Origin of the sequence: Saccharothrix xinjiangensis (assembly GCF_039527585.1) — a bacterium.
GTDB lineage: Bacteria > Actinomycetota > Actinomycetes > Mycobacteriales > Pseudonocardiaceae > Actinosynnema > Actinosynnema xinjiangensis.
Genome location: NZ_BAAAKE010000001.1, coordinates 507,842 through 520,554 on the forward strand (window position 1 = coordinate 507,842; position 12,713 = coordinate 520,554).

At 71.5% G+C, this 12,713-nt stretch carries 12 protein-coding genes and 1 pseudogene; 3 read left to right on the top strand and 10 right to left on the bottom strand.

The features are described 5' to 3' along the window. Positions 1-48: 48 nt before the first annotated feature. The 9 genes and pseudogenes from ABD223_RS02370 to ABD223_RS02410 all read right to left on the bottom strand — a co-directional run bounded on the left by ABD223_RS02370 (position 49) and on the right by ABD223_RS02410 (position 9,566). Positions 49-444: an Rv3654c family TadE-like protein gene (locus ABD223_RS02370; RefSeq protein ID WP_344034136.1), complete on the bottom strand. Its 396-nt coding sequence runs from the start codon at positions 442-444 to the stop codon at positions 49-51. Then, on the bottom strand, positions 441-752 hold the full coding sequence (locus ABD223_RS02375; RefSeq protein ID WP_344034137.1) for a TadE family type IV pilus minor pilin: 312 nt from the start codon (positions 750-752) through the stop codon (positions 441-443). The genes ABD223_RS02370 and ABD223_RS02375 overlap by 4 nt, the downstream gene beginning before the upstream one ends. A gap of 494 nt (positions 753-1,246) precedes the next feature. Beyond that, a complete protein-coding gene (locus tag ABD223_RS02380; protein ID WP_344034138.1) occupies positions 1,247-1,405 on the bottom strand; it encodes a DUF4244 domain-containing protein in 159 nt (52 codons plus the stop codon). A gap of 32 nt (positions 1,406-1,437) precedes the next feature. Continuing rightward, the gene (locus tag ABD223_RS02385; RefSeq protein ID WP_344034139.1) at positions 1,438-1,986 is read right to left on the bottom strand and encodes a type II secretion system F family protein; all 549 of its coding nucleotides are present in this window, start codon (positions 1,984-1,986) and stop codon (positions 1,438-1,440) included. Beyond that, complete coding sequence (locus ABD223_RS02390) at positions 1,983-2,474, bottom strand: type II secretion system F family protein (RefSeq protein WP_344034140.1); 492 nt, start codon at positions 2,472-2,474, stop codon at positions 1,983-1,985. Before ABD223_RS02390 ends, ABD223_RS02385 begins: the two co-directional genes overlap by 4 nt. A 737-nt stretch (positions 2,475-3,211) precedes the next feature. Further along, positions 3,212-3,454, bottom strand: a pseudogene (locus tag ABD223_RS02395) (TadA family conjugal transfer-associated ATPase); the annotation flags it as partial. A gap of 129 nt (positions 3,455-3,583) precedes the next feature. Then, positions 3,584-4,702: a TniB family NTP-binding protein gene (locus tag ABD223_RS02400; RefSeq protein WP_344034141.1), complete on the bottom strand. Its 1,119-nt coding sequence runs from the start codon at positions 4,700-4,702 to the stop codon at positions 3,584-3,586. Next, a complete protein-coding gene (locus ABD223_RS02405) occupies positions 4,702-7,722 on the bottom strand; it encodes a TnsA-like heteromeric transposase endonuclease subunit (RefSeq protein WP_344034142.1) in 3,021 nt (1,006 codons plus the stop codon). Before ABD223_RS02405 ends, ABD223_RS02400 begins: the two co-directional genes overlap by 1 nt. Next, positions 7,719-9,566, bottom strand: a complete 1,848-nt coding sequence (locus ABD223_RS02410; RefSeq protein ID WP_344034143.1) for a TniQ family protein — start codon at positions 9,564-9,566, stop codon at positions 7,719-7,721. The genes ABD223_RS02405 and ABD223_RS02410 overlap by 4 nt, the downstream gene beginning before the upstream one ends. Before the next feature lie 73 nt (positions 9,567-9,639). Here ABD223_RS02410 and ABD223_RS02415 point away from each other — a divergent pair, with 73 nt between their 5' ends. From ABD223_RS02415 to ABD223_RS02425, 3 genes are all read left to right on the top strand, one after another. Next, positions 9,640-9,975 (top strand): hypothetical protein, encoded by a 336-nt coding sequence (locus ABD223_RS02415; protein ID WP_344034144.1) that lies wholly within the window; start codon positions 9,640-9,642, stop codon positions 9,973-9,975. Positions 9,976-10,063: 88 nt separating this feature from the next. Beyond that, on the top strand, positions 10,064-10,684 hold the full coding sequence (locus tag ABD223_RS02420; protein ID WP_344034145.1) for a hypothetical protein: 621 nt from the start codon (positions 10,064-10,066) through the stop codon (positions 10,682-10,684). A 54-nt stretch (positions 10,685-10,738) separates the two neighbouring features. Beyond that, positions 10,739-11,365 carry a hypothetical protein gene (locus ABD223_RS02425; protein ID WP_344034146.1) on the top strand — a complete coding sequence of 209 codons (627 nt, stop codon included), beginning with the start codon at positions 10,739-10,741 and terminating at the stop codon, positions 11,363-11,365. A 215-nt stretch (positions 11,366-11,580) separates the two neighbouring features. Here the strand turns inward: ABD223_RS02425 and ABD223_RS02430 are convergent, their stop codons facing one another. Then, the gene (locus ABD223_RS02430; protein ID WP_344034147.1) at positions 11,581-12,573 is read right to left on the bottom strand and encodes a hypothetical protein; all 993 of its coding nucleotides are present in this window, start codon (positions 12,571-12,573) and stop codon (positions 11,581-11,583) included. Positions 12,574-12,713: the final 140 nt, after the last annotated feature.

The following is a 12,713-nucleotide window of genomic DNA, read 5'->3' on the forward strand; positions in this document are numbered from 1 at the left end:
CCACCCGTTCATCGCCGACGAACGACCGCTCGTCGCGGGAGCAGGGGTTCAGCCTTCAGCCGGACCTGCCCGTGCCCGCGCGCTCGGCGCGCCGAACAGCGGACGACCGCCGAAGAGCCTCGTCCCACCGACGACCGACGGCTCACCGACCACCCGGACGCTCACCTCCCACCCGTCCACCTCGCACCCGGCCAACCGACCGCCCATCCGCCCGACCACCGCCTCGGCCTGCCCGCAAGCAGCCCCGACCCCGGCCACCAGGTGCCCGGCAGCCGCCAACGCCGCGAGATCGGCGGCGGCGGCCACCCGGTGCCGGTCCACCACGGCCGCCCCGACGTGCACCCCCACCAGGACGAGCCCGAACCACACCCCCGCCACCGCGACCGCGAGGACCGACGCCGTCCCGCGGTCGTCACCGGGCCACCACCTCCGCACACCGCTCACCGCACACCCACCACCCCCGGCTCCACGACCGCGTAAGCACGGGCCCGCAACTCGACGCCCAACCGGGACACGGCGACCTCGACCCACACCCCGTCCCCCTCCCGCCGAACCGCCACCCGCGCACCCGCCGGAGCGATCGCCTCCACCACACCGCCGACCCGCCCCCCTTCCCCGCGAGCGACGAGCCGAGCCGCCTCCCGAGCCGCGTCCGTGCACCGGAGCTGCCCGACGACCGCCATCACCGCCGTCACCCCGAGCACCAGCACGACGGCCAACCCGCACATCGCGACCGCCGCCTCGACGGTCACCGCGCCCCGATCCCCGCGCGGCAACCACCGCGACTCCGCACACCCCCGCCACACCGAGCGCGACCGCCACCGCCGCCGCGAGCCCGAGCGCCGCCGAGACCGCCACACCGACCGCAGCCGACATTCCGGCACCAGCGAGCCGGGACATCGCCTACCCGCTCCCCCGACCGGTCGCCCACCGCCGGCCGCAGCGCGCCCACCGCTCCCCGCTGCCGGCACAGCCAACGTGGTCGCCGTGGTCGCCGCCGTCGCCGTGGTCGCCGTGGTCGCCGCCGTTGTCGTGGTCGCCGTGGTTCGCGCGGGCAGCACGCTTGCTCGCGGCGACCTGATCGGCATCGGCTCGATCGGTATCGGCTTGATCGGCATCGGCCTGGTGGGCGAGTTGTTCCGGGTCAGCTCGTCCCCCGGCCCGGCGCGGACCGGGTCGAGCCGCCGTTCCTCCCGGCCTTCCCCTGTGACAGCCGGGTTTCCCGGGTCCGCCGCGCAGCCGGTCCTCATGCGCTCACCTCGAAGGCTCGTTCCAGCATCCCCTGGACCAACCCGACCACCCAGTCGCCCTTCAAGGCGACGAGCAGGACCGTGGCCAGCGCCGCGGCGGCGAGCAGGCAGAGCGAGTACTCCACCGTCACCGTCCCCTTGTCGTCCAACGACATCTTCTTCCTCCATCCACAGTGGACACTCTTCATCACTCGCCCATGCCACCGATCAGCCCCATCACCACCGGCAGCACCCCGAGGCACAGGAAGGCGGGCAGGAAGCACAGCGCCAGCGGTCCCGCGACCAGGACCGACGCCCGTTGCGCGCGGGTCTCGGCCCGGTCGGCGACCTTCGCCCGCGCCTCGGCGGCGAGGTCCGCCGCCGCGCTCGCCAGAGCCGCGCCGGAACGGGCCGTGCGGCGCGCCGCCCGTGCCAGCGGTGCGATGTCGGGGTGACCCAGGGCCCCGGCCCACGCCGTCACCGGGTCCGCTCCCAGGGCGAGGAGGTCGCCGACCTCGCGCAGGCGTTCGGCCGGGCCGGGCGGCACACCTGAGCGCACGGCGTGCACGGCCCTGGCCACGGGCAGCCCCGCCCGGAGCGCCGCGGCGAGCAGGTCCCAGGTCGCCGCCGCCGCGAGCGGGTCCGGTGGGACGGGTTTCAGCCGGCGCGGGCGGGCGCGAGGTGGCTTGAGCCTCGACGCGGCCCTCCGGGGCGGTGGGAACACGAGCAGCGCCAGGGCAAGCAGCAACAGGCTCATGCGATCACCTGCCTGGTCAGCCGACCGCTCCAGCGCAGACCCGCGCAGATCAGCAACGCACCGACGACGAGGAGCACCTGACCCGCCGCGCTACCGGTCAGCACGGCGAGCGGCCCCGCGCCGGTCAGCTCGCCCAGCAGGACGCCGAACAGCGGCAGACCGGCCAGGACGGCGGTGCTGGTGCGCGGCCCCGCCATGCGGGCCTGGACCTGCCTGGTGAACGTCACGCGCCGGTCCAGGTCCCGGCGCACCGCCTCCAGCACGTCGGCCAGCGGCACGCCGTGGTCCACGGCCAACCGCCACGCCCGCGCCAGGTGACGGGCATCGGGGAAGTCCGCCAACGCCACCTCCACGTCACCACCCCGGGCGGACGCGGCGGCGATGGCGCGCAAGACCTCGGTGGCGGGCGACTCCGAGTCCTCGGCGGCACAGGCGGCCGCCCTGGCCGGGTGCGCGCCCGTGCGCAGTTCGGCCGCGAAGGCGCTCAAGCCCTCGGCCAACGCCGCAGAAGCCCGGAGCCGAGCGCGACAACGCGCGGTCTCGCGGCGGTGGTGCCACGCGGTGGCCGCCAGCAAAGCGCCCGCGATCGCACCCCCGACACCGACGAGAAGACCAACGGCCGCCCCCGCCACCACCACCGCAGGCCGGCCGGGAGTCGGCAGTCGCCAACGGCGGGTCGGCCGCCCCCGGAGCAGCGCCAAGCGCCGCCTCGCCGATGGTGATGGATAAACCAGGACGGCGGCTGCCAACAGCAGGAAGCTCATGGCGCACCTGCCTTGGACCTCGCCCTGACCACGGGTTGGGTTTCGGACAGCGATGCCCCGCCGGACGACAGCACGGCACCGGCCAACAGCGCCCCGCCAGGCGGCGATGCCGCACCGGACGACAGCGCCACACCAGGCGGCGATGCCATACCGGTCGGCAGCGCCGCACCAGCCGAACGTGCCGTGCCGGCCAGCGGTGCCACGCGGGCCAGCGGTAGCGCGCCGGCTGGCGGTGCCATGCCGGCCGGTGGTGCCGACTCGGCTGGTGGTGTCCGGCTGGTTAGCGGTGCTTGGTCGGCCGGTCGCGCTTGGTCGGCCGGCGTTGCCCGGTCGGCCGGTGGTTGCCACGTGCCCACCGGTTCCGCCCTGCTTTCCGTCCTGCCTTCCGTTCGCGCCGGAGGCGAAGCGGAATGCGGCTTCGACCGGCCCACCAGTGACCTGAGGACGGCGCCGGCCTCGTGCCAGCCGGTGTCGCGCCGCCAGGCCGGTTCCACTGCCAGGTCACCGCCACGGCGGTGCAGGACGCCGATTTCCGCGAGGTGCCGGGCGCCGTCCGGTGCGCGGCGCACGTGGAGCACGACCTTGACCGCTGCGGCCAGTTGGCTGTGCAGCGCGTGCCGGTCCAGTCCGCCCAGGGCGGCCAGCGCCTCCAGCCTCGCGGGGACCTCGGCCGGTGAGTTGGCGTGCAGGGTGCCCGCCCCGCCTGTGAGACGTCATCGAGGAGTTCAGCAGGGCGACGCTGTGACCTGGTGAGTGAACGGTTCAACGACAGGCCGGTGTGCGGGTGTCGTGTCAGCGAACCGTTCAGCAATCCGGGCGGTTGGCGTCCGAACCTACGCTGGTGCTTCGACCGCTCGTCCTGGCCGCGCCGGGGGCGGGTTCCGCTTTCGCGTCCGGAGCTTGGTGGCTTTCTCGAAGTGCTCGGCTGCGGACTTGTCGACCGTGACGCGGTCCATGACCTCGCGGGTGATGGCCTCGGCGCCGCTGTTGACGGCTTCGATGGCGGACTCGCGGATCAGGCTGGACAGGCTGGCGATGCTGCCGCCGGTGCGCTCGTGGAGGTATCGCCCGTGGTGCCGGGTGAGGCTGCCTGGTTGGTGCTGGTAGAGCAGCAGTGCGGCTTCCATCGATGCGATCACGCCGACCCATTCCTTGGCTTGTGCCGGTGTGCCGATGGAGAAGGGGGTGACTCGGTGTAGGTCGTTGCGTCCGGCGGTTTGTGTGGCGCGGGACTTGGCGCTGCCTTCGAGGAAGAGGCCGCCTTCTTCGAGGTCGTGCCCGGTGTAGACGAACGTGGCGGCGGTGTAGTTGGCCAGGTACTTGAGGTGGTCGTTGGCGACCTTGCCCTCCTTGAGGGACACGTCGAGGAAGTGCGCGTCGTCGATGATGACCAGTTCGGTGCCGACGATGCGCATGGCCCTGAGGACCAGGGTGGTGATCTCGGACTTGGTCGCGGATTTCCGGTAGGGCTGCATGAGGAAGTCCGCGATGGCGATGGACAGGTCCTTTGGGGTGGTCTGGGCTTGGATGCTGATGTAGACGACCGGAACGTAGTCGCGGACGAACTCCTGCCCCTCGTCGGTGACGAACCGCTCGGGCTCGGTCTCGCGGAGTTCGTTCTCGTAGTCCGCGGCGAACAGCTTCACCAGGGTGGACTTGCCGGTGGTCGGTGGCCCGTCGATGACCTTGCCGCGCCGGGCTCCGGCGGGCTGGTAGCGGTTGACGTCGAGGCGGCGGTGCAGCTCGTAGTGCAGGCGTTCGATGTCGGGCGTCCGTACCAGCACGCCGGCGCTGTGGTGGGCTTTGCGTGCCCGGTTGAACTGGGCACGGGCGACGGAGGACATGTCGTGGTACTCGGTCGGGGAGGGCATGTCGGGCGCCGGTGGCGGCGTGGCGGTGAGGTAGCGACGCCACTCCTCCTTAGTGGCGGGCTCGGCCAGTCCTGGATGCATCAGCTCTCCCGGAGGTGTCGGGGCACCCAGGTCTTGGCCGGGGTGATGTCGCCGAAGTCGAAGTCGTCGAAGTCGTCGTCGGGGGTGGGGGCGGCCAGGTCGGGCACCACGCGCAGCGGCGGGACCTTGTGCTCGTCCGGGGTGTCGGCCGCGCCGGCCAGGGCACGGTGGTGGTCTCGGGCGGAGGCGCGGGCGCGTTCGGCGTCGCGTGCGGCACGGCGGCGGTCCTGGCTGGTCCAGGACTCCGGGGCGTCGGTGCGGTTTTGCAGGTCGAGCAGGGCGGCTGCGACCTCGGCCTGGTCCGCTTTGCGTTTGCCGCGGCCGGCGATCAGCCGGGTGACCTCGCGCAGGGTGTTGTCGGTGAACGGCTGGTGCTCGTCGAGGGCGTGAGTCCAGCGCAGCATGTGCCAGCGGCCGTCGGCGGGGTCGCAGAAGTAGGCGTGCAGGGCGTTGCGCGGGTCGAACCGGATCGGCCACTTGCCGCCCGAGTTGGGGTAGGGCGAGGTGGCGTTGCGGTAGCGGTACAGGACGTCGTCGTAGTAGGTCAGGTGGTTGTTCTCCACGCCGTCCGGGTGGATCTTGCGCCACGCGATCGGCATGAGCTGGAAGTACATGGTGGGGTCGCTGGGGCAGGTGACGTACCCGGCGAGGCTGACGCCCAGCTCGTATGCCTGGTTGGGCGAGAGCCGTTCCGACGGGTAGCCCGGCACGGTCAGCCCGGCGTGCCAGCGACGCTGGTAGACGGCGACGACGTACTCGGCGAAGAACTCTTCGAGTTCGGCGATGGTCCAGCGGGCCACGCCCTGGGGATCACGTCCTCGGCGGGCGACGTCGGGCCCCTTGTAGCCGGCGACGTGTTCGCTGAACTGCTGGCGGATGGTGTTGAACACCGCTTCGACTTCCGGCTTGTCGGTGGGCTTTCCCTTGCGTGCCAGGGGAAAGTTGATGCCCAGCGAGGTGCAGGCGCGGCGAACGACGTCGGACTTGTAGGGCTTGCCGTGGTCGACGAGCAGGGTCTCGGGGTAGATCACCGGTCGGGCCGCGGCGGCGGCGAGACGCTGGTCGATCTTGAGGAGGCGCTCGTTGGGGATGCGCATCATGGAGAACCGCAGGGTGTCGGCCCAGCCCGGCCGCATGGGTTCGGGGGTCATCGCGTCGGCGACCAGCAGCCCGATGTCGATCGCCTTGGTGCCTTCGGGGGTGAGCCGCCAGGCCAGCAGCGACCGGGAGAACAGGTCGAGGGCGACGGTGAGTTCGACGGGCACGGTCTCGTCGGTGATCGGGTCGTAGGCGAAGACGTCGAGCCGGGTGGTGTCGAGCATGACGATTTCGCCGGGGCGATGGGCGACGACGTGGCCGAAGGACCAGTCGGGCTGGTTCGCGGTGGTCTGGCGGGTCTTGGACAGGCCGAAGGTGTGGCGGTTCTTCAGCAGCAGGTTGGTCGCCCGGCGGAAGGTCGACTCGGAGGGGAGCACGACCGCGCCGGGCCCGTGTGCGGCGTCGAGCCGGTTCTGGACGCGCCGGTAGAACCGCAGCAGGGTGCCGGTGGAGTCGTTCTCCTCGTAGGCGGCCTGGTCGAGGATGGCGTCGATGATGCGTGGGTCGAGGCGGGCCAGCGGGTTGCGGGCGCGCTGCTTGCGCTGGTCGACCAGGGCCATGACGCCGTGTTCGCGGTAGCGCAGCAGTTGCTTCCACAGCCAGCGGCTGCTCAGTCCCAGTTCGTCGGCTTTGGCTTCCAGCCGGTCCCGCTGGGTTCGTGCGGGGTCGTAGGCGGGCCGGGGTTCGCCGGGAGCCGGGTCGGCGGCGTTACCGGAGCGGTAGCCGGTGGTGGCCTCCCGCAGGTGGTCCTCCAGCTCGAACGCGGCGGCGCGCACGTCGTCGGCGAGGTCGTCCCACAGCGCGCCCTGGTCCCAGCCGGGTGTTGCCGCGGTGTCCAGGGGCGGGTCCGCGTCGGTCCCGCCAGGGGCGTTCCCGGCGGTGAGGTCGGTGGTGGGTGCCGTGGCGGGCGTCGGGGCCGCGGCGAAGGAGAGGTCGGCGAGCAGGGCGGCGGTGGTGATGATCTGGGTGACGCCGCTGGCCGAGCGCAGTCGCACGGCGGTGTCGAGGAATCCGACGATCTGGTGGTCGTCGTCCTCGAACCGGATCCACTGGTGCAGGGTCAGTTTCTGCGGCCGGGTCACGGTTGGCCTCCGGTGGTGGACGGGTCGGTGACACGACTGGTCGGGAGCCGGCGCGCTGGATTGCCGATGGGGGTCGACGTGCTGGGCGGGGCCGTCGGCGCGGGCCCGGACGGGGGTGGATTCCCGCAGTGGTTCGGTGAGGTCGAAGACGATCTGCTGCTGCCAGCACAGGTGGAACAGCACCGGCCGGGCCAGCTCGGGGACTTCGGTGAAGCTGCACAGGTCACCGATGGGGACCGGCTTGTGGGCCAGTGCCAGCAGTTGGGGGAGGTACTCGGCGCCGGCGTGCGGAGGTCTGCGGAATCCGGCCAGCCAGGACACGGTCGCCCACAACTGCGGGTCGGGTTCGCCGACCAGGCCGTAGTCCCAGCCCAGTTCCCGGCAGGCGGCGCGGGTGCGGCGGGCTTGGCGCTGCACGTCGAGGTGGTCGAGCTTGCCGGGGTTCTTGACGTCCAGCAGCAGTACGCTGCCGTCGACGCGGCGGGCGAACAGGTCGGGCGTATGGGTCCACGGGCCGTCGGTGTCCACGCCGTCGAAGGTCAGCGGCTGGCCGACGAACGCGGTCACGTCCGGGTCGAAGTCCAGCAGGGTCATCCACTTGGACTCCAGCCAGCTCTCGTAGCCGACCAGGCGGCCCGTGGTGGCCGACCAGTAGTCGCCGGGGGTGTGGCGGGAGCCGATGTAGTGCGGGATTACGCGGGCGGGCGGGCAGTGCTCGAACGCGACGTCGCGGGCCTGCGCGAGCGGGATCACCTGGTCGGCGCCGCCGGGCTCGCGGTAGTACACCGCCGTGCGGGTGCCGGTGCCCATCGTGTGCCAGCGCGGCATGATCGGTGTCATGGCCCCTCTCCGTCGAGGAAGTGGGTCGTGGCCCAGGTGAGCAGGTCAGCGGCCAGTTCGTCGGGCAGCCACCGGGCGAACCGGCGCGATGTCTCGCGCACGGATTCGGGGGTGGCCGTCCAGCCGTGCCGGTAGGCGGGGGCATCGCGGATGTCGCCGTCGGTGAGCCGAGCCCAGATCCAGGCGGCGGCGTGGCGGCGGCGTGCGGGGGTCACGGGGAACCCGAGCCGGGCGCACGTCGGGCGAAGTACGGCCTCGGGAACCTCGTGCAGGGAGCGGAGCCGACGGCGGCGGTCGGCGTAGTCGACCAGCGGACGCCGGCCCAGGCGGCGGGTGGCCTCGCTGATCGCGTCCCAGAACGCGCCGACGTCGCCGATCCGGCGCAGCACGGTGTCGGAGGCGCGCGCGGCCTTGCGCGGGTCCATGTCGAGCTGCCGTCCGGCCTCCGGCCAGCTCGCCGCGCCCACCAGGCGGGCCACGGCCAGCGCGGCGAGCCTGCGTCCGCTGGGTTCGGCGGTGCCGGGCAGATGGCGGACGATCAGGTCGCGGTAGTCGGCGCGGTCGAGTTGCTGGGGCACGTGTCGGAGTTCGACTGCCCCGGGATCGGTCAGGACCGGGACCGCCCCGGCGACACGGGAGGACGGCGGGACCAGCTCGTCCAGGACGGCGGCCAGCGGTTCGGGGGCGCGTACGTGCCGCAGCGGGTTGTGCCCGCCCGACCTGCGCCGGGTGGCGGTCATGGCCTCGACCAGCGGGGCGATGCCGTGGGCGCACGCCCGGCGATCCGGGGCGGCGAAGACGTGGTGGGCGGCGGCCAGCAGCCCGGCGGCGTGTTCGGCGCCGGCCGGGATGGCACGCAGGCTGCCGGGCACGACCTTGCCGGCCTCGCGGCGCTGCCGGTACTCACAGGCGAACGTGCGCATCCACGCCCGTGTGCTCGCCTCCGCCCGACGCGGCAGGCGCACGACGGCACCGGTGAACCGGATCATCCCGGCGAGGTACTTCACCGCCTGGAACCACTGGGCCGGTTCCACAGATTCCCCGGCGATGGGCACCGGCCGGCCCTCGGCCGCCCACAGCGCCGCCTGCTGGGCGGCGACCAGGTGCTGCTCCACCGGCGTGGCGGGCATCGCGCCCATCGGCTGGGCGCAGCGGCCCGGCCCGATGTGGTTACCGCACACGCGCGGGTCGATGAGGACCGCCCTGGACAGCCCACGGGGGTGACCGGCATAGCCGCGGCGCAGCGGGATGCCGCAGCTCGGGCAGACATCGAGCAGCAGCACCCGGTGCACCGGGCAGACCGCGGCGATCCCCAGCCGCCACCACGTCGGCCACACCGGCGCCTCGGCCAGGCAGCGCGGACAGGCCCGGCTGCCGTGCGGCAGGAACCACTCCCGCTTGAGCAGCCGCCGCAGGCTGGTCTCGCTGCTCAGGTCCAGTCCGGTCAGGTTCAGGGCGGTGCCGTCGTAGCGGGCCAGCTGCATGTCGTCGAGCACCGCCGCCTCCAGCCCGGTCGCGGCGACCAGCCTGCGCCGGGTGGTCGCCGACAGGGCCAGGCCGTAGAACACCGGCCGCACGTCGGAGGTCCGGTAGCCGCGGACCTCCAAGCCGAGCAGGGTTGCTGCCGTGCCCGGCGGAATCCGGTGCTCGGCGGCGAAGCGGTCCACCCAGGAGGCGAACGACTCCCCGGCACGCGGCAGGATCACCACGGCGACGCGGCGCGGCAGGCCGGCGGGAAGGGCGGTGACCTCGGCGCGTGCGGTGTCCGCGACGGCGACAGCCGGGGAGGTGGCGCCGGAGGACGACGGGGACGCCGAGCGGGATGCCGCGGCCGATCCTGCCATCCTCCGCCTACCCTTCCGGTAGCACCAGGCCAATGTGCTTATAGTTTATAGAAACTATCAGAGAGTAGGTGTGATGGCCGACCGGGTCCCACCGGACGCGTTGCACGAGCTCAGCGCCGCGTTGTTCGGCCGTGCCGTGCGCCTGCCGCTGGCCGTGTGGGTCCGTGGCCGGACCGGGCCGTTCTTCCAACGCGAGGCCGCCGAGGGCGTCGGCACCCACCAGCCCTACATCCGCAAGGAGCTGGCCACCCTGGTCACGCTGGGCATGGTCCGCGAACTCCCCCGCACCAGCCGGGCTCGGGTGTTCTACGAGCAGGTCCCCGACCACCCGTGGTGGTCGATCATCGACACGGCACGGCAGGTCGCCCGGACCGCGCCCGACGCAGGCCGCCCGACGACGGGGACCTGAGCACCGTCCCGGGCCTGCGCGCACCACAGCGCCCGCCCGGTCCTCACCCTTGGTGACCGGGCGAATCCGGGATGCGACAGGATGGGCGGTGGACGCCTCGCCCGGCCCGCCGACCAGACGGGCGCACCGGGACGCCGACGCCGACGGAAGGGAACACGTGACGGTCCAGGACGTGTACCTGCTCGCCCTGCACGGGCCCTACCGGTCCCCACAACACCCGGTGCCGATCGACGCGACGATCGTGCACGCCCTGACGCTGCTGCACCCGGCGGTGCCGCAGCCGGACGGCGGCCGGATGTACCGGTGCCTGACCGAGTTCCCCGGCCGCACGGCAGGCTGCGTGGTGCCGCTGTCCACGCTGACCTTCGAGCTGGACGGCGGGCGGCTGTGGCCGGAGGTCGCCGACTGGGAACGTGTCGTCGACGCCGTGGTACACATCGCTCGCCACCAAGGCTGCGACGCCGTGCCGTTGGGCCTGCCGCAGGTCGCGGCCGTCCTGCTGGGCGGCGGCCCGAACACCGTGCACGAGCTGTACCACCCGGACGGCTCCCGCTCCCAGGCCGGGCCGGACGACCGGCAACAGCACCTGGACGAGCTGACCGGCCACGTTCACCGGTTCGCCGCGGAAGGCCCCTTCTGGCCGGGCGACGACCTCGTCGCTCCCCCGCGCGAACCGCGCGTGCTGCCCTACCGGCCCTACGGCTTGTAGTTCCGGCAGGACGACCATGCACAGCACCGACCTGCTGCTTCCCGTAGAGCCGTCGTGAACGCCGACGATCGCGTCCTGCTGCTGGACCTGGAAAACCTCGGCACCGTGCGGCTGCGGCCCCGGCCGCTGCGGGCACGGCTGGAGACGCTGCTGGCCGCCGCGGGCGAGATCCACCACGCCGTCGCCGCCTACGCCCTGCCCACCGGCGAGGACACCGACCCGTTGGCGTCGTTGCTGGCCGAGCTGCGCATCGCGCCGCTGCGCGTGCCGCCCGGCGCCGACGGAGCCGAGGTGGCGCTGCTCGCGCACGCCCGTCACGTCCACACCGAAGGCGGCCGGATCTTCCTCGTCGGCAGCGCGGACGGCCGCTTCGTCGAACTCGCCGGGCTCGGCCGCGTCGAACTGCTGGTCTGGGAGGGCCAACCCGTCGCCACCCGGCTGGCCGAGCGCGCCCACCACGTACATCGCCTCGCCCGCCCGACCGGCACCCCCACCGAGGATGCCGGCGGGCAGCACGAGCACGAACCATCCGACGCTCCGATTATGCCCGCTCCATCGGCGGGTCCGGTCCGGGGTGAGGTGAGCGTGGCGGTCCGGTTGCTCACCGGCGTGGCCACCGGCATCGGCGTCGCCGTAGGCCACCGCCTGCTCGACACCGTGCTGCCGCGCCGGAACCGCTGAATGCCGATCGTCCCGTCCCAGGTGCGCAATTCTGTGATCAGAATCCGCTCACCGACGATGAACTACACCGTTCCGCGTGATCACCGCCTCGGTCAGACTCGCGCCGGGCTCGGCCTGCCCGACGACGTCGCTGCGGAGTAGTGAGGTGCCGTCACCGCACGGACCGGCAACTCGGCCGTGATCCTCTGCACGGAGGAGGCTCAGACGGCCTGGAACTAACGCCGTACCCAGATGCGACTGTACACATGGTAGCCACGCGGCTTGCCGTCCTCGGGACGTACAACCAGGTAACCTAGATCTGCCTCAGCAGTTTTAATGCAGGCGACAAGCGCATAGCTGCCCAGCTCGTCGGCCGCGAAATTTTCCCTCCAATCTTCGGGCTTGACCTCCGCGCAGTCCTTTTCCCCGGGAAGGTACCCGTCAGGAACCGGGTGATCCTCCTTTTTGAGAGCAAAGTTTTCGAGCCAGCTTGGCCTGTCATTCCACTTTTTTTCATCATATTTGGTCGACCGGGCAATTCTTGCCGCCCCGTAAGCCTTGAGCTCGCCCGTCACGTGATCGTAAGAGATGTCACCGCCCACCCCTCCGAAATCAGCTTCGAGGTCAACGACCGTTTCAGCACTGGTTTCATGAAAATGGAACTTCTTTACAGCGATTTCGGCAGGCCCTCGTGGCTCGGTCGACTTCGGGGGGCCTGCATCGATGACAGCGATCTTTGATCCGGATGCAGCCTCCACGATCACCCGGTCCCGGCTGACTTCCCGCACGAACTGGCCGTCCTGCTCAATCCGCATGGTTCGCCCACTGCCGAGTTGGTATGCCTCGCACACCTGCCTGTTAGTACCTTTCTGACAGATGAACAACTGCGACGCATCCTGAGGGTCGGCAGGGCCGGGACCGCCGCCTTGCGCCAAGGGCACTTCGCCGTTGAAGGACACCTGTCCGTAGGGTGTCACGATCTTATGCGAAACCTTGACGGAAAATTTTCCAGTCGTGTCCAGCGAGAACTCAATCGGAGCGAAGGGTAGTTGCACGGCAATGCTGCCGCTGATGGGCAGGCCCTCAGCCTTCTTCTCGACAGTCTGCCCTGGCGGTTCAGGCAACCCGGCCAACGGGTGCGACCGTGCCGCGTCGGCACCGCAGCCAGCCAGTAGTAGCGAAAAGGATGCAGCAGTCAGCACCGAAAAGGTGAGAAACCTTCTAGACATGGACGGTCGACCTTCCTCGGCGAGTTGCAAGAACCGGGCAGTCGTTGTTCTACCATGCGTCGCCTAGTCATAAATAGCGTTCGCGCGAGGTCGGAGCAAAAGATCATCCGAACAAGCTAAGGGGACCCCTAAGGGCCCTA

What these genes read in the sequence shown, in the direction of transcription:
- ABD223_RS02380 (WP_344034138.1), bottom strand. Translation starts at nt 1,405, where the DNA reads ATGTCGTTGGACGACAAGGGGACGGTGACGGTGGAGTACTCGCTCTGC.
- ABD223_RS02385 (WP_344034139.1), bottom strand. Translation starts at nt 1,986, where the DNA reads ATGAGCCTGTTGCTGCTTGCCCTGGCGCTGCTCGTGTTCCCACCGCCC.
- ABD223_RS02400 (WP_344034141.1), bottom strand. Translation starts at nt 4,702, where the DNA reads ATGCATCCAGGACTGGCCGAGCCCGCCACTAAGGAGGAGTGGCGTCGC.
- ABD223_RS02405 (WP_344034142.1), bottom strand. Translation starts at nt 7,722, where the DNA reads ATGACACCGATCATGCCGCGCTGGCACACGATGGGCACCGGCACCCGC.
- ABD223_RS02410 (WP_344034143.1), bottom strand. Translation starts at nt 9,566, where the DNA reads ATGGCAGGATCGGCCGCGGCATCCCGCTCGGCGTCCCCGTCGTCCTCC.
- ABD223_RS02415 (WP_344034144.1), top strand. Translation starts at nt 9,640, where the DNA reads ATGGCCGACCGGGTCCCACCGGACGCGTTGCACGAGCTCAGCGCCGCG.
- ABD223_RS02430 (WP_344034147.1), bottom strand. Translation starts at nt 12,573, where the DNA reads ATGTCTAGAAGGTTTCTCACCTTTTCGGTGCTGACTGCTGCATCCTTT.